The following is a 24,671-nucleotide window of genomic DNA, read 5'->3' on the forward strand; positions in this document are numbered from 1 at the left end:
AATGATTTCTATTACACTTTAAGTTCTGTGTATGGCTTATCATCATGCTTAGGCATTATTAATTATCTTTATATTAACACTTGTCACTAAAATCAGAACCGTCCCTAGAGGTGTTATAACTATCAAATACTTAACTGCTCTTTACCCTTCAATATAATATTAGCTAAAATCTCTGCATTTTTATAATAATAAGTAAAACATTCATCTCTTTCAATAGATTTATCGTTCAATTCATTTTCTATAAACTCAATACACTCATTTAGGCATGAAAGTATTACATCCCATATGAATTGTTTGTAATCAGGTTTATATATCAATTTATCATAAACATCTCTCAGGAAAATCGTTCGATATTCATCCGTCATATAAAATGGAAATGGAAAAAACTTTTCTGAACCATGTGCTATTAAGCGTGCAACATCCAACGAATATGGCATAATACCTGCAAAAGTCCAATTTATTAAAATAATGCCCTCATCACTTTTTATTGCATTGCACTGCAAAAAATCTCCATTACATAAAGTACGCGGACATACTAACTGTCTGTCTAAAAAAATACGATAAGCGGAAGCTAATGTTAACTCGTTTTTAAGACATTCTCCCCTTTTATTTATTCTTGTCCAGTATCTTTCAAAACGGTTGTCTAGCTTATTTTCTTTAAAGTCACCTTCCTGCCAGTATTGATTAAAAATACGAGAAAGACTGTCAGCACATCCATAAGCCATGTCTTTATTAAACATTCGCAAATCCGTTCCAGCAATATATTCAATTAATATCCACTTTATATTATTAACGCAAGTCCATCCTTCCAGTTTTGGCACAGGTAAGTTTTTATCTGCAAGAAAATTTTCATAAACTTCTATCTCTTTGTCATCAGACTTTTTTAGAATGTATGTCTGCTTATCTACTGTTATTTTATAAACATTATAAGTCCTATCAACACCTTCTCCATTATCGTGAAAACGTTCAATATATATTTGTCCTGCAAGTCCAGGTTTAATTGTTCCCAAAACTGTTTTTAGCATACTTATATGATTTTTATCTGTGATTGTTTCTGTATATACACCTTTCATTGAATATCTCCTTTATGATATATTATTATTATTTAATCAGTAAACACTATATTACAATGCATATTAGAAAAAACAATTTAAAACCTTCTTTCAATCGCTCTCTTTCTTCAAAGTTACGCATAACTCTTGCATTTACGAGCCAAAGTTCGTAAAATTCTCCTTAGTAGAACTCCACCTACTTCATCATTTTATCCAATGGCCTTTGTATATTTGTAAGACTATCCTTTGTAACATGTGTATATATCTCCGTAGTTTTTAGATTTGAACATCATCATACTTAGATGCTATTAATTATCGTTATATCGACATACTCGTCACATAAATTAGAAATGTCCACAGTGGATGCGTGCCATAACATTCATTATTATCATATTTCTTTTCCAACAATAGCCATATATATTACAAATTCATTATCACCATCAACTTTAACTATTTTGTCAATTGTCCTTTGTTTATACGCTGAAATGGCACAACACCCACAACTTATTGCTTCTGATGCTAAATATAGATTTTGACATGCATGTCCAGCTTCTATTGCAATCATCTTGTGAGATACAATATAATATCTATATTCCATTTTATATGGCATTGCTGTCCAAATAAATGTAATCGCACTATTATACATCTGATTAAACATTGCTTTATCTATTTTTTCAACTAAATTTGATTTTGAGTCTATTAATACTAACTCCTTATTATCAGGTAAATATAAATACAAACCTTCTTGTATGTCCTCTACCCTATTAATAAACATGTATGTATTTAAACAATATTTTCCTCCCGCAGATGGTATAGTCCTATGCAAGTAACCATCCTTGTGTTCATTAACTCCACATGTTTCCCATATTAAATATGATAGTTCTTTAAACGATAAGAATTTATTACTAAAATCTCGCGTACTCTTCCTTCTTTCTATACATTCAGAAAGTGTTTTCTTACTAATTAGATTCAACCCTTCTAGGTCTAATTTTATTCTCATATTCTTATCATTTAAACTCTTTTTTAAACCTTGAAACTCTATCCCCAAACCCTCATCTGACTTTTTAGGATTCCATAAGTTCCAATCAGGTTTCAGCATATTTCTTCCGTTTTCAATCAAAGAGTCCAAATATTCTTTTGTTATTCTCATATTTTTACTTCCTTTCTATAGAATAGTGTTTGATTTTAGCTAACTCTTGCTTTCACGAACCAAAGTTCGTGAATACTACTAATATTAGTAGATTATATAACCTATATCTTTACCTGTTAATTCTATTGATGTCCCATCCATATAATCTATTTCAATTTTTTCTATAGTTACACTTTTTATAGTACTATTATACCATGCACACTCCCAATAAGTATTTGTACCAAACCATTTACCAGCTTTAATAGGTCCTGTTTCTTGACCTCTGAAAACTGTTGTCCCTCTAATCTCACAAGACACTTTATCTTTAACTGCATTATATGCTACTACATCGAAGTATATATATTTTATTTCTTTTTTAGATTTGTTTTGACCTTTTATATATAAATCTACACCACCTGCACTATTAGGCTTACTTGGATAAACAGAAGATATTCTAAGTATACCTCTTGCTTTTTCTTTAGCTGTTTTTTCAGCTTCAATTCTTTTTCTTTCTTCTTCCTCTTCAATTTTCTGTTTTTCCTTTTCTTCAATAACTTTTATCTGCTTAATAATTTCATTAGCTTTATTAGTTTCTTCTTTTTCAGGGTGATACTTTAATAATACTTCATATAATGATTTCACTTCACTATATTTTTTTTGTTTAAAAGCATTTTTAATCTCTGCTAAAAGTTTAGGTGCCCCATTTTCATATTTATCAACTAAATCTAATAGCTTCTTATTTTCTTTCTTTAACTGTTCTACCTCATCTTTTAATATACTATTTTCTTTTGTTAATTTACTTTTCGTATTCACATTTTCATTTTTTAAATTATCAACTTGTAATGTGTATTCAATAACTTGATTACTTTTTGAGTTCAAATTTATAATTAAATATATTATTAATATTGCTATAACCAAAAAAGAACAAATAATAATAGTTTTATGTTTTTTATTAATCATAATAGATTCCTCCTTTACCTATGTTCTAATTTAAACTAAATTTTAGCTTTGCACCCCAACTACTATCGTTAATAAACTCTAATTTAAAAGGAACCGTCAGGACATTCGTCACACAAATCTAAACCATCCCTAGTTATTTGAGTGTTAATATTTACTTTTAAATTCAAAATAATCTTTTAACCTTGAATTACAAATAATAAGACTCAATACATTATCTCTACATAATAAGGTATACTCTCTATCATTCGCATATTCTGTTGTAGGTACAATTAAATCATTAGATAGTTTATTAATAAGACTAATAGTTTCGTCTCTATCCATTAGCATGTTATCAGCTTGTATTAATGAAGCTATATATGGTACTATTTCATTCCAATCCTTTTTATCTGCCTCTTTAACAGTTAAAAATAATTGTTGGATGTTCATATTTAAATCGAACATACATGTTAATTCAATGTGTTCTTCATCATCTAGGTAAGTTGAAAAAAAACATGATTCTTCTACACTCAGTTTATTTTTCATTGCTATGCCATTGTTAGAGGAACTAATATAAAGATTTTCAAAAAATAATTGGGGATCGGTATGAAGTACAGGTAATACTGTGAATGATTCCATATTATATAAATCACTATATGGACTATTAATATTTATTGATGGTTTAAAGTAATGTATAGTTGAGTAAGCAAAGGCAACTATCATAGCTATTATTAATGAAATCGTTATAGCTTTAGATTTAATACATAATTTACCCTTAAGATAAATATTATTTATTGGATAAGAAATAGATGGAACACTATTTATTTGTTCTACAAAAATTTTTTCTTTTTTATTTAATGCTTGTCCTCTCTTCATTCTATTAAGTTTATTTTGAATATCAGGTATATTCCTTACCTGAATTATCTGTTGATATAAATTTATTAACATTAATTCTCCATAACTCTTATATTTTTTTTCATAAAATTTCAAATGATTTAAGTTAGTTTCTATATTTTCCATATTACTTATTGCCATATTTATTTCAGATATATTAAATCTTAATTTATAAATCTTTAAATGCGTTTTTGATATGTAATATTCTATATTTGTAATAAATAATAACGTTTGATTATTTGCTTTAGCTTTCAATTTTAATTCTGATATTAATTTTAAAATATCATCAAGATAAGTAGCTTCATCGGTTATAATATTTGCTTTAAACAACAAGTTAATTCTTGACATCGTATAATTATTATAGCTAATAAAATCTAAATATTGAAGTGACGATGCAGTTATGTCATTAATTCTTTTTAATGCTATTTCAAAATTTTCAATATCTGTTTGGTTTTTTCTTTTCTCATATAGTAATAAATAACTTTCCGCTACCATAAAATTGCAATTGAATTCAATTTCTTTTGCACAGTTATCTATATCTTCCATATATAGCTTGATTTCTGTAAGGTTTGCTTCTAGCTGATATGTTGTGGTACTAGTCATTTCTTTAATTTGATAGTAATTGATAAGAATCTTATAAAAATCATAAACTTTCTTTTTTTTGCTATTTGATGTATTATACCTCTTGTTTATTATTCTATTTGCTTCAGTAAATTGTTTATTTCTTATTAAATTGGATAAATTATTTTTCTTATCTAATATCGAATTAATAAACACAATACATATCTTTATTAATATCCAACCGATAATTGGTGTTATAGTTATAGCAAATATCTTTAAAATTTTTATCATTATCACGGAATCCGAGTAAAACCCCAAAGCTATAAACATACTAATATACACTACTTTAAGTAATTTTGATATTTTTGATTTTTTTCTATTTTGTGATGCCATTATTAATATCCTCTCTTTATATCTTGTGTATGACTTATCTTCATGTTTAGAAACTATTAATTATCATTATATTGACACACACTCATTCAAATCAAAACTGTCCCAGTGGATGCTTATTTTAAAAAAACACTCAAAATATCTAAAACAAATATAAATGCAAATAAAAATAATTGTACTTTTATTTTAAAGAGTTTACTTCTTTTATACTCAATCATACCTTTTCCGAACGTAATAAAATCCAAACTCATACAAACTTGTTTTTTGTTTAACAATTTATATCTAGTTTTATAAATTCTTTCAGACAACAAATATAATATTAAATTATAAATCATAAGAAATGGTAATAAAAAAAACATAAGAATCTCCTTAGTTTTAAATTTCAAATAATAAAATTCCCTACATTCCATTCAACTAACATAAAATAAAAATATTATAAGATAACCCCCAACAATATTATACTCTCATTTACCATAACAGTAAACCTTTAACTATATAGCCTTATTTTTTTGCAAAATAAAAGTGGTTTACGCCACTTTTAATTGTTACTCATATATATTTTCTAATGACATCCACCTTAATTATACAATAATCAACTGCCCTAAATCAAAAAGAACTGTCCCTAACGATTTGCAAAAACCCTAGCAAATTTTCTCTTTTCCTTCAACTGTAGGAGTTGCTCTAAACCGGCAAAAGTGAGATTAGGTACCCTCCAGCAATTAAACTTATTATGTTTGCTACAAGAGTATATATCCTTATAATCCTTTTTTTATGCTCGTTAATTAAAATTGGGAACACAACCATTTCGGTCAAAAATACAAAAAATTCGCCAAAAATTAAGCTCAATATCAAATAACTTGGCATAAGGGAAGTTTCACTATTTAACCAAATATTCAATATACCCTGAGTAATTAAATTGATGCTAATAAATACAATCCAACTCCTTTTTCTTCTGAACCTAAAGAGCCAAAAAATAAGACCTTCAAGCAAAATCGTAAGTAATAACCGTATTGTCACCAAAAGTACTGAGCGAAATGGGTATTTACCACGCGTAAGTTCCTGAGTAGCTATGTCTAATGTCAGCACCTCATTATATCTTCTTAAAGGTTCGTTAAACGTACATTCAAAGCTCTCACCATTTGATGTAACTTTGAATACATAATTACCATTAACCTGCATGTCAGACGAATAAAAAGCAAAATAACCTTCCCATGCAACTCTCCGAACCTTAGCTTCTGGTTGATTTTCATTAGACATCATTACAATTGAAAGATCATCTGGAGGATTATTAATGAGTATTACCAACGATGGCGGTTCCGCAGAGTTTGCATACGTTGTTACAGAAACTAAAATCATCAGATTACATAATATCACTGCCAATATCGAACATTTACAACTCTTTTTCATACTAATACACCCCATTAAAACTATTATCGTTTTTACCTATATATTCTAAAAAAACCTACGTAGCCAAACCAAATAAAATGTCTCTAAGTTCTGTATATGGCTTATCATCATGCTTAGACACTATTAATTGTCATTATATAAACACACAAGTCACCCAAATTGGAAACGTCCGCGTTAAGCGTTAAAGGGTTAAATACAGATTTCATGTAAAGTGAAAATTTAAGACTTACTCAAAAAGCTCTCAATTGTTATTCCAGATTCATTTATCATGCTTTTTAGCTTATTACGCATCTCATTGAAATCTGCTTTGGTGTTTTTAACAAACTCATCAGCTCCATCCCCACTTATTATTATATTACCTTCTCTATTTACAATATAGTATTTATCACCATAACTATCACCATATTTATCACCAGCTGTATGAATCTCTATTTGAGAATAATCAAGGAAGTTTTTGAAAGTTTCATTCTTTAGAATTGAATTTACTGTAGGTTTAATACCCCATGCCATAAAATCTTTAACACAATTATAGTCAAGCATTTTTTCAAATAAATCAGCTGTAATTTTTGCTTCTTTAGTTCCAACAGAGTGTAAAATCTGCTTAGAGAGCATTTCAATTCTTTCATTCATATTTGTTATCATACTAAGTGTATCTGATATCCGTTTTTCTTCATTTTGCTTAGTAAGGAACGAATACATCATTCCAGCTAACTGTTTTTTCATATACTCTTCAATATCATTGAAGTCTTTAAAAGGAACTAATGCATTATTAACTGAATTTTTTCTTACTTCATCTATAAAATCAAATATTTTTATATTATCTACATTTGGGTAAACTATTTTTTTCTCATTTACATGTTCATTTTCTTTATTTTTTAAATATATGAGATGTTCACTATATACAGATTGTTCTACTAGAGTAAATATAGGAATTCGCAATTTAACTGCTTCCTTAAACTCTGCATTTGTAACTGAATATTCTTCGTTTTTGTATTTGCCTCCAAATCTCCCACCTATAATTAAAATAAAGATTTGGCAGTTAGGAACTTCAGCTAAACAAGCATCATGTGTGTGCATACTTGGATTGTAGAAAATTTCTCCATCTTCACTCAATACATGTTCATAGCCTATAGTTTTAATAAAGTATTTAATATTTTCTCTTATGTATTTCAAATCATAACATGTTGAACTAACAAAAACTTTTGGAATAGCCATTTATTATCCACTCCTAATACTAGTGTTTTAATACCAATAATATTATTTTCATTTTTTTCATTTAGAAATCCTCCTTTTATCTTTATTTATACAATTGGTATTATAACGAATATTACATTTTTAAAAATTTTTTAATATTTACACCTTAATCCAATTGTAAATCTTTTGAATACTAGGTTGATGACATTGCCCCGTTGGGTATTTCAATTTGTTTTGGTATCCAATGTAAATATTATCCTATTCAGAAGTTATGAATCAAAGAGGATATTCTTTTATCTGTTGAAATCCTAATTTTATGGCAAGCTTCTTTGAAGGTTCATTACTTACTGCACAATCCCACTTTGGTATTAAATCCCTTTTAATACACTCATTTATTAAACATGATGCTAAGTATGTTGCTACTCCCTTACCTCTATAGGATTTATCTGTTTGAATATCAATCTCCACTTCACCATCTTCAACAGATGCACTATAAACATGTCCCACTATATTACCTTTATCTAATAGAATAAATCCGAAGCCATATTTCATGAAGTTTTCTTCTGTTCCCCAAAATCCTTCTATTTCTTCATCGGATTCAAAAACTTTATTGACATTTTCCTTATTAATTGACTCTAATAGATATGTGGGTATAGCAAATGAATTTATTATATATTTGTCATAATTAAACTCATACTGAACACGAGGAAACTCTCCTATTCTCAATAATTCATAAGTTTCCAGTCTTTTTTTCCAACTTTGAGATATCCCAAACCATAATAATGGCTTTTTTTGTTTTATCGTTTTTTGAACAATAAAATTATCTAAATTGTTATTAAAATGTTCATCATTCTCAGTACCTAATAAATAAAACCATCCGTCTTCACTTATAATAGCTGCTACGGATAATTTTTCAAGGCTATTAACATATACTCTACCTTTTTTCTTCCCAGATAATATTGATTTAAGTAATGGAAAGTGATTATTATCTACATTTAGCAAAGGTTTTATAAAATCTATTTTCCCATTTTTCAACTCTAGCATATCTCTCCACCTCATTGTCTTTTGAAAATATTTCAATAAAAAAGTTTAAATGATTTCGTCTAACGCACCTTGTTTCTAACGTTTCTGAACCGAACCCTCAGAACCCTTCTTCGTAGGCAGTGCTTGCACCTGTTGAAGGAATGTGCGTTGCGAACAGAAACATTTTGTTATGTGAAGTACGCTAGTTTACCAACTAGTTTTTATTTATTTCTATAACTTCATCTTTAAAATAATCAAATTCATTTGCTATGATTTTTTTGTCTTCGTTAAAATTAAATAATACAATATGTATTGGATTATTATGACCATTATAGTCCATATAATAATGCATTTCTTCGTTCGTATTAAAGTAACCTAATGACTGTGCATATTCACTAACTTTTCTAATAGGTTTTATTTGTTTATCAGCTTCGAAATTACCCAAAAATAATAGCATTATAATCATAGTTATAATCCCACTTAATCTTACTTTAGATTTATTTATTTTAATTTTATACATAGTTGAACCAGTGAAAGCTCCACATATCCCAAATAATATACTCTCTGGAATATAGCTCAAAACATAACGTAATATAAGAATATAAATTATTGTAATAATAGTAAATTCTATAGGCAATACAAAATAATTATATTTTATCTTTTCTAATAATGTAAAAGATAATTCTCCAATTAGTACTAAAATCACACACAATATTGAGATTAATGTCCACTCCCAAAATACATCTGTTTGAAAGTAAAAATAATTAATTAACAAAAGTAATACTGGTATATTAATTTCAATAGAACTAATTATTTTATACTCTCTGGAATTTTTTGCTATTCTTCTAGTCCTTAAAAATATCTCTATAACTATAATTACTACTATAATTATACAAATAAGAATCCCAAAATCCATATTCCACCCCTTTTAAATACAAAGTATTTCACATAACTCTTGCATTCACGAACTTTGGTTCGTAAAATCTTCCTGTAGTAGAACTCCACCTACTTCATTATTTTATCCAATGGACTTTGTATATTTCTAAGATTATTTTTGTAACATGTGTATATATCTTCTTAGTCTTGGAACTTGAATGTCCTGTAAATTCCTGTATATAGTAATGGATTTGACCTTAAAAACTTTCTTCTACACCCTTGTAGGAATACATTATTAGATGATGGTGAAACAACTATCACTTTAGAGCTATATTTAACATTTTTTGTGCATTTTTGTATTTATCATATATTAGCGTTTTTCCTTCATCACTTAGCTTGTTCCAACTTCTTTTTATTTTCTTACTCACCCATTCCGCACCTTCATCAATTCCTAAACCTTTTTTGCAATAAGCAAAATATAATAATGAAGGTATATTTTCTATGTGTGCCATTGCGTCTGCATTAGCAACACAAATAGCTTCTTTTGAATTTTTTTCTTTTTGAATACTTCCTCTATGTGAAACAATACAATCTTTTACCTTTTCAATTTTATCATTAGGATAATCAAGTTTTTTCAACATTCTTTCAGCTTCTATAGAACCATATATATGATGTTCTTCATGCTTAGAATAGTCCTTTATACCTGCATAATCATGTAATAGTGATGCTATTTCCACGATCTCAACATCTGCTTCAATTTCCTTAGCAAGAAGTTTTGCATATTTAACAACAATTACAATATGATGACTCCATATTCCATATCCAAAAACATTATTTTCACCCTTGCATTTATCTTCTACTTCTTCTTCAATGAACTTTATAATATCCATTTTTTCACCTCACAATCCTTCATCTCATATCTGATTTTCAATTCACTGTCCTCTAACTCTTGCATTCACGAACCAAAGTTCGTAAATTCTTAGTATAGTAGAACTCCTCCTACTTCATCATATCCAATAGACTTTGTATATTTATTTCTAAGACTATTATTTGTAACATGTGTATATAACTCCGTAGTTTTTGGACTGGAATGCCCTAGAAGTTCCTGTATATATCGGAAGATCAGTCTTCCTTCCAATAAATGTGTTGTTAAAAATGTCTTTAAGTTCTATCTGTGGCTTATCATCATGCTTAGACACTATTAATTTTCATTATATCAATACACGCGTCACCCAAATCTTAACTGTCCTAATGAATAACCATTAATCATCATCTACACTTAATATCTTAGTTTGACTTTTATAATATTCTACTTTTATTATACGACTAAGTTTATAACCGCTTTCAATTTTAAAAATTGACAATTCTATTGGTTTATATCTGTTTTTATCTTCCTGCAAAATTACTATATTATCCTTATCTGTAATTTTATATCCTTCTGACTCAACTTTAGTTATTGTATATCTGATAGGTTTACTGATATGTGATAATTCAGTGTTGAATTTTGATGATATCACTAAAACTATTAAAATTGATAATATACCGCTAACAATTAACTTTCTCTTGTTTTTAATATTTTTACCTATACTTACAAAAGCACCTGCCCAAGCTCCCGATAAAAATGCAGTATTATTTTGACATAATAAATACTTACAAGCAAAAATATAACATCCATATACCACGAATATAACAATAGAAAATATCAACCAATTATACTTTTTTTCATTTATTTTTTTAACATATAAATATATAACAAGAACTGTTAATAAAGCTGAGCCTAATACGCGAATATTATCTAGTACTGTATCAGTATAAATATGAGAATATATTATTACTACAGCACTCATTGGTATGTATACTCCAAGCAAATATAATATACGAAATGAAAATGATTTGTATTTGATTTTTTTTATCTTTACCATTGTTTCTATGATTATTATAATTCCAAAAATAACAAGTGCCGCTAATAACAATATCTCTTTATACATATTAATCCTCCTGAATCATCCCCAGTGGTTGTCCTAAAATCATCTCTACCTTTAAGCTAAACGTTTTGGATACTTAAAATTACATCCTCATCTATTATAGATATACCATTTTGAAGTCGTTTTTTACTTTGATTATAAAAATCTTTTTGCCACTGTGAAAGGTTATTGAAATTCCATCTTTTTAAACATCCTAAGAAAACAATCAATTCTCTTAATCTTAAAAAATATGGTATAAGTTTAAACTCTTTAACACTAATAATGTTTTCTTGAAGATATCCATGTAAAAAATGATTCATAAATTCTTCTGCCTTTTGATTTCGCTTTACTATGTCATCATCTCCAAATGGATAAATTGTATAGTAGAGTGCAATAGCAATATCTTCTATGTACCAGCTATATTGACATTCATCAAAATCAAAAACAGTTATGCTACCATTATCAACAGTAAAATTTCCAATATTAAAATCTCCATGAATAAGACCATAATTATCAATATCTTTACTCAATGTTTTTAAAACATTCATTAATTCTTTTTTTACACTGATTAAATCTATTTCACTAATAGATGCAATATTTTCAATCTTTTTAATGTAGCTATTATCTATATAATCATTTCTTTTATTTTTTTTAGGAATAAATTTTTTTGTTGTTTTATGAATACTTCCCATAATTTTGCCCATTTGCTCAAATATAAAAGTATTATTAAGATATTCTTTATAATTCAATTTAATCCCTTTAGCTTTATTAAAAACAACAATAAATCCATAGAAATCATTTAACTTGATTTCCTTTATGTAATTTCCGTATCTTGATAAAATTGGAGTTGAAACACTTATATTGTTATTGTATAGATACTGTATCCATTCTAATTCACATTCTATCATTTCCTTTTTTCTTACTATAGAATTTGAAACTCGAACAATATAAGCTTTATCTTTATAAATATAAGAATATATAAAATTTTGGTATCCACCTTCAATAACATTAATATCTGATTCACTTATGTTATGATTGAATTCATTTATTATTATATTCGTTAAAATTGGCACTATAAATCTACTATTTTTCACATTATTACCTTCCTTTATATGCTTTCTACTAAATTTCAAATTCACTATTCCTTTTACTTTTAATTAAAAACATTTTGTATTAGCTATAAAACTGATTGTTCTGTTTCTTCAATTTTGTTAGGAACTATCCCTAATAATTTATAATGATTTTTAGAGTCCAAGCATTTCAGCAAGGTCACCCACACCTAACGTTACCCAGAGAATAATAAATCCTAGAATGATTTTTGTTAAGAGGTGAATAGAGAAACCTAACCTTTTCTTGAGAATGGCATTTGACTGTGGAAAATAAACGAAAGAAAGAAAAATGTAAAAAATTCCTGGAACGAAGTGCACCAAAAACACATTCAATACACCAATTGCAAAAATAGCTATGCCAAATATCCAACTGATAATATTCCAAACATTTGATTTGTTATTCATTATAATTTCTCCTTTTGTTCGTTTTCCATATGATTTATAGTTGTTATAAACCATTATTAATCGACTCTTGTCCAATATCTATTTCTATCATTACTTACTCAAATTAAAGTGTACATCTATAACATCTATATTTATCTTTAATCTCAAAACCAGCAGCCAAAACTGAATTTAATTCATCAGTACAATCTTCTTCAATAAAATATGCAATTTCCTTTATTGCACCAAATTCATTGTATAATTGCATTAACATATCATTAATTAAAATACTTCCAATACCCTTATTTTCATATTCTTTATCAACAAATAAGCCAACAACCTCTGCTGTATCCCTGACAATCTTAACGAAAATGCTTCCATGAATCGCTTCATCCTGCCTGAAAACAAATATTCTAAAACGCTCCATATCCTTTCGTAAATTTTTACTATTATAATACATTCCTAATGAATATTTGTCATGAAATATAGCATATTCTGCAAAATCACTTTCAGTAATTTTTTCTACACACTCATGTTTTTGATTTATTTTTTGATTTATATTGTATTCTAAATTATACAATTTTGTAACAATACTAGCTTCGATACATTCAATATTCTTTTTCTTAAAATATTGATTTGCATTTTTATTAGTAAAAGGTACACCTATTAATAGTTCATATCCAGCTAATTGATTACGTATATGACTAATGAATTCTTCTGCAATTTGGTCATGATCTCCTCTTAATAAAAATGCTCTTGTTTGAGCATATTTTTCATCACATATCCAATAATAAATACAAACTCCACATAATACATTTTCATGATAGGAAGCTACTATATTATAATTTTCTTCACGAATAGCTCTTTCGATCTCTCTTTTAACTTCTTTCATTGATTCCATTCTTGCATAACTAGCATGCAAATCATCCTGACTTAATTCCCATGCAAAATCAATTACTTCCTCAAGTTTTTTAACTCGTTTTATCATTGTTTACACCTCATTTATCATTAATGTTTTAAGTTTTTGTTTAGCTTATTCTTTTTTAGTACGTAATTTTAAACAATTGTGCATATCTGGTCTTTTAAAAATAATCCCTAAAGAACAGCTCCGATATCACTATTTCCTATTAATCATAATATCCCTTATAATAAATTTCTCCTTCTATTTTTCTATCATTCATATTTAAATTATCAATAAAATAAGTCGTTCCTCCCCAACCAGACTGTTTTGATATTATTTCCATTTTATTATCATTATCAATATCAATAATATAAATAATCTGTGAAAACAACTTTCCATACTCCTTAACATCTTCAATATTAATTATATTATGTATATAATCAATTAGTTGGTAATTATCGTCGAACAATGTTGTTATTGTATAATATTTACTATAATTAATGTCACTCCAAAAATCACATATATGATTATAGTCTTTATATGCATTGCTATAATTAACTATCTTTTCTAATTTACCATCTCCATTCAAATCACATTCAATAATCTGAGTTATAACTATATCCATATTATTTGGAACTATATTTTTTCCTAATTTGTAAAATTTCTCAATTATTTTAGGATTTTCTGTTAAAATATGCTTTTCAGTATCTTGTGAAGTAACATCTAATATCGTATTAACTTTTCTTGGAATATGATTATAGTCACCAGAAATATAAAAACCTTCTAAATTAGGATTATCAAAAACTAGTATTGGTTCATATCTATCATTAATTGATAACCTACCATTTATTTTACAAATAAATTTATTATCATTATAAATTGAATATTCTTTATTAAATAATTGTTTTATATCATCAAATTTCTTTGATTCTTCGACTTTTTGCATGAATTTAGGACTAAAACCATTTTTGAATTTATCATAATCTTCAACCTTAATATAGTCTTCATTATCAAATATGTTTCTATAAAAACAGTTATAAAAAAATTCTTCAGGTACACCTATCAATATATCATCACACCCAAAAACAATATTTCTATTATCACATGTATTTTCAACAGAATTAATTAGAGCAATTTCTTTTTGGCTTTTCTTAATTAATTTATCATATTCTTGCTTATAAACTTCTAGTTCTTTCTCTAATGATAATAAATCTTTATCCTTCTGAACAATTTTTAAATTAAGTGCATTATTATCAGATTCAATAGATTTCAAGGTTTCTTTTAATTCTTTATGTTTAATTACTAGTTTATCGTAATCAAAACTCAATTTAATGTATTTTAATTCTAGTTCGTTTGAACATCCTGTAAGTAATATTACAATAAAAATTACACCAATGAACTTCTTCATAATTTCTACCCCCAATTCAAAATAATTTCGGGTAACTCTTGCATTCACGAACCAAAGTATGTGAGTACTAATATTAGAAAAATATACGAACTTTGGTTCGTGAAATCTTCCTGTAGTAGAACTCTCTAATTCAGCATTTTATCCAATGACCCTTTATATCGCGCAATTTCAAAACTCAAACAACTAAAATCCCTACATTCAATTCATCTAACATAAAATAAAAAATATTATAAAACAATCCTCAATAACATTGTACTCTTATTTACCATAACAGTAAACAGTTAACTATACGTCCTTCTTTTTCTGTGCAAGAAAAAATGAAGTGATTTAACTACTGCAAAGGTTAAGTAATATATTAAAATGAGGATAAACTTTAATTTCGTCTTTATTTGATTTCTTTCATTACATGTACCATATATCCGTTTACTTGTTGATATTCCTATAGCACCCCGGTATAATGCCAAAAGAAATCAAAAGGAACCGTCCCTAGCGATTCCTTGATTGTCATTATATAGACACGAGCGTCACCCAAACCAAAACTGTCCCCATTACAATCGCTATTTGATCCCCTACGATATAAGTGTACACGACGGCTTTAATATATACACTGTATCTTTATTATCTAATACATGGTCACATATACTCGCATGACTATCAGTAAAAATTTTAGCTTCTCCTTTTGTAAGACCTCTGTCAACAAGAGTCTTCATCATTTTTTCTTTATCCTCATATGATAATCTTTTATTCCAGTCCCATGCTGTTGTTATTTCGTCATATTCCTTATTATGTTTAGCACTATCACCATAAGGATTGATAAATTTCACTCTGTCATTAAGACGAACATCTACATTCTTCAAACCTAGTTCTTGCATATATATTGGTATCTTTATACCAACTCTATAATCTCTACCGCCTTGATTCAATTCGCTTCTATATATCTTTCTATATAGGGGTATCATTCCAGTACCAATGTAATCAAAATCGCTAAAATATTGGACGGTCTTTTCAATCTCTAAATCACCTTCCATACAGATGACCATACCACCTTTTATGACTGAATGTATCATTTTATTGAGAATATTTTTTGCATTAGGAATATGTCGTAGGACTGCTTGTGAAATCGCTATATCGTACCTTTCTTCTGGTAAAAACTCATTCAAATCACACTTAACAAAATTAGCATCATACTTGAGTTCAGTAAAAATATTTCGTGCGTCATTCAATAATGTATCGCTAATATCAATTCCTGTATATGTACTACCCTCTGGTAAAATTGGTAAAAGCAATATACCCATATAACCAAAACCACAACCAAAATCAATTATCTTTACAGGTTTATCAATCTTCCATACTTTGTCTACAAGAAATTCAATGTAATCATCATTGCACCATCCACTGCGAATTGCTTTTAAAAACTCTAACTTAACATTCCAATATGAATCATTCATGTTCTATCTCCCATATCTATAGTTTGACTGTAACCAATACATAAACTTTATCTACTCAGAAAGAATTTATGTCATATAACTCTTGCATTCCGAACTAAAGTTCGTGAATGCTACTAATATTAGAAGAATTTACGAACTTTGGTTCGTGAAACCTTCCTATAGTAGAACTCCTCCTACTTCATCAAATTATCAAATGGACTTTGTATGTTTCTAAGACTATTTTTACAACGTGTGTATATAACTCCGTAGTCTTTGGACTTGAATGCCCAAAAAATTCCTGTACGTATCTAAAACAGTCCCTTCTTCCAGTAAATGTGTTACAAAAATGTTTAAGTCTTGTGTACGGCTTATCACCATGTTTAAACATTATTAATTATCATTATATAGACGCACACGTCACCCAAAAAGAACCGTCCGCAGTGGGTGAAAATTTAGAAATAATAATTCAAGTAAATTTATATCACTATATCATTTTACTATGACGTTATTCTCATTAAATCTTTGCAGAATCAACTCTTTACCTATTGCCTGTGAATCAATAGAAAAAGTTTTTTTATCTGTCTTTATTTTCAATGAATTTTGAGTCAATTTTACATGCTTTATTTCTGTATATTTAAACTCATATTCTCGACCAAAAACAGTTCTATATATAATATAATTCTTATAAACATGGACTTGCCACTTAATCGATGTATAAACTAAAAACAATCCTAAAAGTATGAAAGTTATAAAAACAACCCCTACCCATATTTCAGCTGTATCATTAGGGAAAATAAGCATTAAGACAAAAAAAACTGTGAAAAATAATGCACATATGGCTCCTATCCAGATATAAACTTTAGGAAGGCGTATTATAAAAGAATCACCTGTGATATTTTGAATAACTTCTTCATTTTCTTTTTTTGCAATTAAAAATACAAAACTTATGATTATTGCAATAAGTACATATGATAAACTTCCCACAAAATCACATCCTTTATTAAAATAGAAAATATTAATAATAACAATTATTCTTATTTACATTATTCAAAGCTTTTTAAATTCATTAATGTATTTAAAATATGTATTTCGTCTAACTCCTACATTCACGAACCAAAGTTCGTGAATACCACTAATATTAGAAGGATTTACGAATTTTGGTTCGTGAAATCTTCCTGTAGTAGAACTCCACCTACTTAATCATTTTATCCAATAACTTTGTATATTCCTAAAACTATTTTTGCAAGATATATATTATCCTTAGTCTTTGAACTTGAATGCCCTAGAAATTCCTGTATGTATCTAAGATCAGTTCTTCATTCTACTAAATGTGTTGCAAAAATATTTTTAATCCTTTGCATGACTTATCATCATGCTTGGACACTATTAATTATCATTATATAGACGCACACGTCACCCAAAAAGAACCGTCCCCAGTGGGTGTCTATAGTCCCCAGTGGGTGTCTATAGCTATATCATAAAACACCATCTAACTCCAAACTTATCCAGAAAATCGACTAGACAGGTACTATAAAAAGTTGGTGCCATCGGAATTATCGTTTGACTTCCAGTTTTCATAATCTCATAAGCTTCTTTTAGTTCATTTTCATTATCGAAAATAACAACAATTTGTAAAGCTGAATCAACAGATAGATTTTTGTTGCCACCCCAATCACTTAACATTACTCTTTGGCCATGAATGTGCATTTCTGCATGAATTACAAATTTCTTAGGTTCTTTTTCTGAATCATATAGAATTGAATCTAACTTTGTATTAAATGCTTTCTCATAAATCTCGATGGCTTCACAACAGCTTTCATTCAAATATAACTGTTGAACTATCATAGTTATCCCTCCATTATTCATAATATAGATTAAATATAATCTAAGTAATTCAATATTACCTAGAACGTATATCCTAATAATTCCATGACTTTTTCAAGATTAATAGTGGTGGCTATCCTATTTCAAGTTGATATGCATCAAATGACCAAAAAAATTAGTAAGGTCTTTCGTATAACTCTTGCATTCACGAACCAAAGTTCGTGAATGCTACTAATATTAGTAGGATTTACGAATTTTGGTTCGTGAAATCTTCCTGTAGTAGAACCTCATCTACTTAATCATTTTATCCAATAGACTTTGTATATTTCTAAGACTATTTTTTGCAACGTGTGATATAATTCCGTAGTCTTTGGACTTGAATGGCCTAGAAACTCCTGTACGTATCTAAAACAGTCCCTTCTTCCAGTAAATGTGTTACAAAAATGTCTTTAAGTCTTGTGTACGGCTTATCATCATGTTTAAACATTATTAATTATCATTATATAGACGCACACGTCACCCAAAAAGAACCGTCCCCAGTGGGTGTCTACTATTAACAAGCTCTCCTTACAATTTATTTATTTCAACAAATAATATTGTACCACCATCCATAAAATAAAGATTATCATCATTTATAGTCATATTCCAACTTGCTTTTTCTATTGTTCTATACAAAGAATGATTAGCTGTATCCCAAATTTTCATCTCTCCACATGGAACACTTGCTGTAAAAATGTAATCATTCCATATTCCTACTAGGTAGAACATTTTTTTATGACAGTTTTTATATCTGTCAATACTGTTAAGAGTTTCTTTATCTATAATTACAATTGATAAATCTTGTGATGCGGTATATATATTGTTTTTTTTGACTATCATGCTCTTTAAATTCTTCTTATGTATTTTCGTATGTTGAACTAACTTAAAAGATGTTTTATCAACTTTTAACAATTCACCATTTACATTTCCTGCATATATGAAATCTTCTGCTTTTATTGTCCATATACTGCTATCAGAAACATTATAGTATTTCACCTGGTTTGTTTCTTTATTGATGACTGCTAATGGACCATTTCTTATTCCTGCATAAAGATTGCTATCATCAGAACAAATACCACATATATCGGAGGTCAAGTCATTACCAAGTTGCCATTCATTAACAATTGTCAGACTATCAGTATCAATCTTATAACAGGTGCAAAACTCCCTAAAAAACATAAATTTACCATCAATAATAAAATCTCTTGACTTTCCGTTCTTAGGAAACACTTCTTTTGAAGCCATAACTTTATTAGTGTTTTTATCCACTTGTATGATGTTTTTATCCGAACAAACATAAATAATGTCATCATCTATTTTCATCATATTGTTTATACCGTTTGTTTCAAAAACACTTCTAAACATAATAATCCCCCCAAATTAAATTAGATATTTGTGCTTGATAATTAAATTCATTTATTATAAAAAAATAGTAGATTACTTTTTGCATCCTCCTGCTTTATCTCTCTCAATTTTAACCTTTCTGTACTGATTTCTGGAAACACACTAAATATTTTATCCACCATAATTTTATCCCTCATTTTAATTATTATTTTGCACTATAAAAGAAGTACAAAAAAGACCCCAAACTCCATCTCCGATATTAAGGTGTCCTCTAACGCTTCGTATTTCCTACGTCTCTGAACCGGAACCGCAGAGACTTTCTTCGTAGGTGGTTGCTCGCACCCGGTGAAGGGATGTGCGCAGTTAACGGAAATATATTATGACACTACTACCTCCTATAATCCTTCACGTAATATAAATTGTGTATTAATCCAATGTACTAATATTCATAATAGAACATTATAGCGAAAATTCTAATTGATAGTCTCTTGGATCACTTTCATATAACTCTTTATTTATTTCCACTGCCTCTTTACAGCCTATCGCAAAATAAAAAGCACTTGTTTCTTCAGCCGACCCAGCACAAATATAAATTTTATCTGCTTTCCACTCTCTTGCTACATCTGTAGAAAGCATGAATAATTTTTTACCTAATCCTTCACCTCTATATTCCAATGTGATAAAAAGTTGGTCTAATAAAACGTAATTATACTTTTCACCAAAGAACTCACGATTTATGGATGCAAAGCCTAACAATCTATTATTGCTATCAAAAGCACCAATTGCGCTACCTCCATTTAAAATAGTTCCTTTCAAATTGTTGTAATGATGTTCATATCCATTTGGCCAATCTGAATCTTGGTAATTAATTTCAACTAATTGCCGTTTCCCATCCACTTCTCTCCATGCTTTTTCAATATATTGAGATGGATTCATTCCATTTATACACTCACACTCTTCTACTGTTAATTTTCTATATATAATATTTTCCATACATTTGTTTCCTCCATGTCCCCATAATATTTTTATGGTAATATTATGCAATTACATAACTTTTTACTCTTCATTAAACAATACTTAAATAAATAGCCCCGATATCATCATTTCCAATAACTCTTACATCCACAAAGTTCGTGAATACTATTAGAAGAATTTACGAACTTTGGTTCGTGAAACTTTCCTATAGTAGAACTCCTCCTACCTCATCATTTTGTCAAATAGATTTTTATATTTTCAAGACTATTTTTTGTAACATGTGATATATCTCCTTAGTTTTTGGACTTAATGCCCTAGAAAATCTTGCATCTATCTAAGATTAGCATATTCTTCTAGTAAATGTGCTACAAAAGTGTCTATAAGTCCTGTATATGGCTTATCATTATTCTTAAACACTATTAATTATCATTATATAGGCATACACGTCACCCAAAAAGAACCGCCCCTAGTGGGTGTTTAGACTCTTCTCCAACAACTACACCAGGTTACTTTATTTTAATTCGAAATCTACACTCACTATTACCACCCAATATAGTTGATAACTTATCTACCTCAAAAACTGCGTCATTTTTTAATGATTGCATAATATGTAATATACTTTGGCGTGAACATTCACAAATACAGTCTGAGCTAACATATCCAAGCTTATTTAATTCACATGTACACTCTGAAAACACCAGTTCATACGTATTTTGTGGTTCAATAACATAACCACTTCCATAATTTTTATCAGACAGACTTTCAAAAAAAATATCAAGGTCATTTCCACATTCTGAGTAAAATTCTCTATACATACCTAAAACACCTCGATTAACACAGTTTTCAGCACATTTAGAAAAAAACACAGATACTTGCGCTTCATCTAATAATTCAATCCCTTCCTCAAACCAACTAAACCATTCTTTCATGAATTCATTCATTTTATCTTACTCCTTTTTGTCTAATTATTATTCAGTATAATAAGATATAAAATCCAACACTTCTTCTTTATATCTCTCAGATTCATTAAAAAAAGCTTCAACATGGTTAGAATTCTCAAATGTAATCATTCTTTTTTCATTATGTGGTATAGCATTATGTAAATCTTTCCCCATATAATAAGGGCATACCATATCCGTTTTACTGTGTAATATCAGAGTGGGTACCATATTATTTTTCATAGCCTCCAAAATACTAACTTCCTCATATGTATACCCAAATAATATGAGGTTTGCCATACTACCCAACTTTAAAAAATATGTTGTAGGAAGTTGAACTTTTGTCCCCATTTCAATATTCCACTTTATTTCTGAATACATACTACCGAAAGAACTATCCATAATTGCAAAATCAAGATGCTGTGAAGCATGAAAACTACCTAAATAATAACCAATAGTAGCAGCCCCCATAGATTGTCCTAATACACCTATTATATTTTCTTTTGACATTTGACTTTCAATATATTCAATTACATCTTCTAGATCATCTTTTTCATAATATCCAAATGTAACTGTTTTAGCAGTATTCTCTCCATGAGCCCTCTGATCATAAAGAACAACATTATACCCATTCGCCAAGAACATTTCTGCCAGTGGAATCATTGCAGTATGATTCGTTTCATGCCAATGCACTAAAACTATTGTAGAATTGTCAAAAGAATTATCACTAAAAATATATTTGACAGGTATTTTATGCCCATATCTGGATGAAAGTTCAATATCTCTTATTTTATTACCATATTTATTATTAAAATCTAATAAATCATAATTCATATCATTTAAAAATAATTCTACTATTTCATTGGTATGCTTTTTAGTCATTCTTGAAGGAATGTACGCTAATAAAATACCAATCAATATTGAAATCATTAAAAATACCACAAGTACCATAGAACCTTTCTTAATAATTTTTTTATGTCTCATCGCTTCCCCCTTGAGTTAAATAAATAATCTGGATTTTAATCCTCTAGTGCTTAACTTGTATAATTTATTCGTGTTCCTAACGTTCCTGATCCATTGAACAATACTTAAGAACTCCACCTACTTCATCATTTTATCCAATGGACTTTGTATATTTCTAAGACTATTTCATGTAGCATGTGTATTATATCTGCGTAGTCTTTGGACTTGAATGCCCTAAAAATTCCTGTATGTATCATGCTTGGACACTATTAATTATTATTATATTGACATACGTATCACCCAAAAAGAACCGTCCTCAGTGGGTATGACATCTTTTAGATAATAAACAGTCAAGTCATACTTTATTAAAAATATTCACGCCATCTACAACCCAAAATCTATACTTTTCATCAATCATATTCAAAAAATTCTCGTACCTACCAGTCCAATTATCTGGAATATAATTTTCATATGATACTGGTTCTGGAAAATATGATAACAGCAATTTCATATCAAAATCAATATATAGAGATGGTATATAGTTAATTAACTCATTCTCCCCTATGTTTTCCACCTGTTTTCTTAATAACTCAGTTGTTATTTTATTATCATCCAACTTAAGTAAAAACTCATCTGCATTGCTTTCATTTACTATATCTATGTTAAAACGATCAGAAAAATCTTCTTCATTCGGAACTGCATATCCTTTACTAATATAAGCTAGTACAAGTTTTCTCAAATCCAAAAACCATACTTCTTTATCCGTTATGTACCAACTATATTTATTATTATACTTAACCAATACGATTATATCCTCAGCATATTTTGGCTTTAACTTCATAAACTTATCCCCTTTTCGTAAAAAAACAATATCTTTACAAAACTCTATAACCACTACATAATATTTTTCTATTTTTTATTTCAGGCATTTTACTTACATCCTCTTTCCATTCATCAAATGAATCATATTCCTCTTTTGAAATTGGATAGTACTCTGGGGTATCACAAAATCCAGTTAAGATTTCAAAGGCAAATTGTTTTCCAAAAATCCCCACACTTAAATAATTTCCTGCTTTTTTCCTTTCGTAGTCCTTATAATTCATTATGCACTTAACATCTCCTCTCACTACCTATAGATGAATAACTTCTCAAATCTTTCTCTACATAGCCAACTAAATATGGCTTATAAATCTTTTAAATCTCAAAAGATTGTAAACATGTCATATAACGGTTCCATATTTCCTCCCAACGAACGGAAATACATTGTTAGCTGATGTTGTGACTATTTAGCCGAAAATGTATTACCATATATTCAGGAACCTTTTGGTTAAATATCCGCCCAAAGAGACCAGTATGAATTCGAATTATCTTATTTAATCTGCTTTTTACATGGTGTATAAAAATCTAAGATTACATTTCCCCCTCTTTCTTCAGGAACATTAAATCTCTCATAAGAATAGTATTCCATCTCAAAAAAACCATGTGTACTGTCATATTCATATCCATTCTCTTGTATAGCTTTTGAAATATGTTCAGAAGCGTTTACGTGTATATCTCCACCATTGTCATCTTCAGTTCTTTGTATCCACCCAATAGCCATTTCACAATTTGCAATATCCCTATATTCATATCCTTCTGGGACAGGAGTGTTGTGATTTACCAATACACCTGCAAGGTAAGTATATTCTTCATCTCCTGGTTTAAAATCGCCCATCCATCCTACTCTATCAGGAGTTTTCGTAGATCGTTCAGGTAAAGTAAATAAGAAGTCTAGGCTACCATCATCAGTCATACCTGCCCACAAATCTTGTATAGTACTATCATCAATCCCTATATCTAATTTTTGAACAACTTTCTTTCCTATTACTCTTGCTTTTGCAAAAGTTAGTATATCAAATTTAACTAGTTTAGAACCCATTTTTTATCCTCCTTAAAT

24 protein-coding genes are annotated in these 24,671 nt (G+C 28.5%); all 24 read right to left on the bottom strand.

Annotated elements, in window-relative coordinates:
• Positions 1–122 precede the first annotated feature (122 nt).
• The 24 genes from AYC61_RS06115 to AYC61_RS06235 all read right to left on the bottom strand — a co-directional run bounded on the left by AYC61_RS06115 (position 123) and on the right by AYC61_RS06235 (position 24,653).
• Entirely contained in the window at positions 123–1,073 is a 951-nt protein-coding gene (locus AYC61_RS06115) for a phosphotransferase (protein WP_066498232.1), read from the bottom strand.
• 367 nt (positions 1,074–1,440) lie between these two features.
• Positions 1,441–2,202: a SagB/ThcOx family dehydrogenase gene (locus AYC61_RS06120; RefSeq protein WP_066498233.1), complete on the bottom strand. Its 762-nt coding sequence runs from the start codon at positions 2,200–2,202 to the stop codon at positions 1,441–1,443.
• 84 nt (positions 2,203–2,286) lie between these two features.
• On the bottom strand, positions 2,287–3,141 hold the full coding sequence (locus tag AYC61_RS06125) for a hypothetical protein (RefSeq protein ID WP_066498234.1): 855 nt from the start codon (positions 3,139–3,141) through the stop codon (positions 2,287–2,289).
• Between the two features lie 144 nt (positions 3,142–3,285).
• Positions 3,286–4,965 carry a hypothetical protein gene (locus AYC61_RS06130; RefSeq protein WP_066498235.1) on the bottom strand — a complete coding sequence of 560 codons (1,680 nt, stop codon included), beginning with the start codon at positions 4,963–4,965 and terminating at the stop codon, positions 3,286–3,288.
• A gap of 678 nt (positions 4,966–5,643) precedes the next feature.
• The gene (locus tag AYC61_RS06140; RefSeq protein ID WP_242866754.1) at positions 5,644–6,384 is read right to left on the bottom strand and encodes a hypothetical protein; all 741 of its coding nucleotides are present in this window, start codon (positions 6,382–6,384) and stop codon (positions 5,644–5,646) included.
• A 204-nt stretch (positions 6,385–6,588) separates the two neighbouring features.
• Positions 6,589–7,584 carry a DUF4062 domain-containing protein gene (locus tag AYC61_RS06145; protein ID WP_066498240.1) on the bottom strand — a complete coding sequence of 332 codons (996 nt, stop codon included), beginning with the start codon at positions 7,582–7,584 and terminating at the stop codon, positions 6,589–6,591.
• A 255-nt stretch (positions 7,585–7,839) separates the two neighbouring features.
• On the bottom strand, positions 7,840–8,607 hold the full coding sequence (locus AYC61_RS06150; protein ID WP_066498246.1) for a GNAT family N-acetyltransferase: 768 nt from the start codon (positions 8,605–8,607) through the stop codon (positions 7,840–7,842).
• A gap of 193 nt (positions 8,608–8,800) precedes the next feature.
• Entirely contained in the window at positions 8,801–9,502 is a 702-nt protein-coding gene (locus AYC61_RS06155) for a hypothetical protein (RefSeq protein WP_066498247.1), read from the bottom strand.
• 277 nt (positions 9,503–9,779) lie between these two features.
• Positions 9,780–10,352, bottom strand: coding sequence for an HD domain-containing protein (locus AYC61_RS06160; protein WP_066498248.1), 573 nt, complete (start codon positions 10,350–10,352; stop codon positions 9,780–9,782).
• 372 nt (positions 10,353–10,724) lie between these two features.
• On the bottom strand, positions 10,725–11,450 hold the full coding sequence (locus AYC61_RS06165; protein ID WP_066498249.1) for a hypothetical protein: 726 nt from the start codon (positions 11,448–11,450) through the stop codon (positions 10,725–10,727).
• A 56-nt stretch (positions 11,451–11,506) separates the two neighbouring features.
• Positions 11,507–12,520, bottom strand: a complete 1,014-nt coding sequence (locus AYC61_RS06170) for a phosphotransferase enzyme family protein (RefSeq protein WP_162265444.1) — start codon at positions 12,518–12,520, stop codon at positions 11,507–11,509.
• A 150-nt stretch (positions 12,521–12,670) separates the two neighbouring features.
• Complete coding sequence (locus AYC61_RS06175; RefSeq protein ID WP_066498259.1) at positions 12,671–12,940, bottom strand: hypothetical protein; 270 nt, start codon at positions 12,938–12,940, stop codon at positions 12,671–12,673.
• Positions 12,941–13,043: 103 nt separating this feature from the next.
• Positions 13,044–13,904 carry a GNAT family N-acetyltransferase gene (locus tag AYC61_RS06180; RefSeq protein WP_066498260.1) on the bottom strand — a complete coding sequence of 287 codons (861 nt, stop codon included), beginning with the start codon at positions 13,902–13,904 and terminating at the stop codon, positions 13,044–13,046.
• Between the two features lie 139 nt (positions 13,905–14,043).
• Positions 14,044–15,225: a hypothetical protein gene (locus AYC61_RS06185; protein ID WP_066498261.1), complete on the bottom strand. Its 1,182-nt coding sequence runs from the start codon at positions 15,223–15,225 to the stop codon at positions 14,044–14,046.
• Between the two features lie 569 nt (positions 15,226–15,794).
• A complete protein-coding gene (locus tag AYC61_RS06190; protein WP_066498263.1) occupies positions 15,795–16,673 on the bottom strand; it encodes a class I SAM-dependent methyltransferase in 879 nt (292 codons plus the stop codon).
• 468 nt (positions 16,674–17,141) lie between these two features.
• On the bottom strand, positions 17,142–17,636 hold the full coding sequence (locus tag AYC61_RS06195) for a DUF6560 family protein (protein ID WP_066498265.1): 495 nt from the start codon (positions 17,634–17,636) through the stop codon (positions 17,142–17,144).
• Positions 17,637–18,122: 486 nt separating this feature from the next.
• On the bottom strand, positions 18,123–18,497 hold the full coding sequence (locus AYC61_RS06200) for a VOC family protein (protein WP_066498267.1): 375 nt from the start codon (positions 18,495–18,497) through the stop codon (positions 18,123–18,125).
• Positions 18,498–19,043: 546 nt separating this feature from the next.
• Positions 19,044–19,880: a hypothetical protein gene (locus AYC61_RS06205; protein WP_066498268.1), complete on the bottom strand. Its 837-nt coding sequence runs from the start codon at positions 19,878–19,880 to the stop codon at positions 19,044–19,046.
• Positions 19,881–20,318: 438 nt separating this feature from the next.
• Positions 20,319–20,852, bottom strand: a complete 534-nt coding sequence (locus tag AYC61_RS06210) for a GNAT family N-acetyltransferase (protein WP_066498270.1) — start codon at positions 20,850–20,852, stop codon at positions 20,319–20,321.
• Between the two features lie 488 nt (positions 20,853–21,340).
• A complete protein-coding gene (locus AYC61_RS06215; protein ID WP_082759821.1) occupies positions 21,341–21,775 on the bottom strand; it encodes a hypothetical protein in 435 nt (144 codons plus the stop codon).
• A 27-nt stretch (positions 21,776–21,802) separates the two neighbouring features.
• Complete coding sequence (locus AYC61_RS06220) at positions 21,803–22,756, bottom strand: alpha/beta hydrolase (RefSeq protein ID WP_066498271.1); 954 nt, start codon at positions 22,754–22,756, stop codon at positions 21,803–21,805.
• A gap of 334 nt (positions 22,757–23,090) precedes the next feature.
• Positions 23,091–23,576, bottom strand: a complete 486-nt coding sequence (locus AYC61_RS06225; RefSeq protein ID WP_066498273.1) for a hypothetical protein — start codon at positions 23,574–23,576, stop codon at positions 23,091–23,093.
• 34 nt (positions 23,577–23,610) lie between these two features.
• Positions 23,611–23,838, bottom strand: a complete 228-nt coding sequence (locus AYC61_RS06230; protein WP_066498275.1) for a hypothetical protein — start codon at positions 23,836–23,838, stop codon at positions 23,611–23,613.
• 266 nt (positions 23,839–24,104) lie between these two features.
• Entirely contained in the window at positions 24,105–24,653 is a 549-nt protein-coding gene (locus tag AYC61_RS06235; RefSeq protein WP_066498276.1) for a hypothetical protein, read from the bottom strand.
• Between the last annotated feature and the right edge of the window lie 18 nt (positions 24,654–24,671).

The organism is Abyssisolibacter fermentans (assembly GCF_001559865.1).
Classification (GTDB): Bacteria; Bacillota; Clostridia; order Tissierellales; family MCWD3; genus Abyssisolibacter; species Abyssisolibacter fermentans.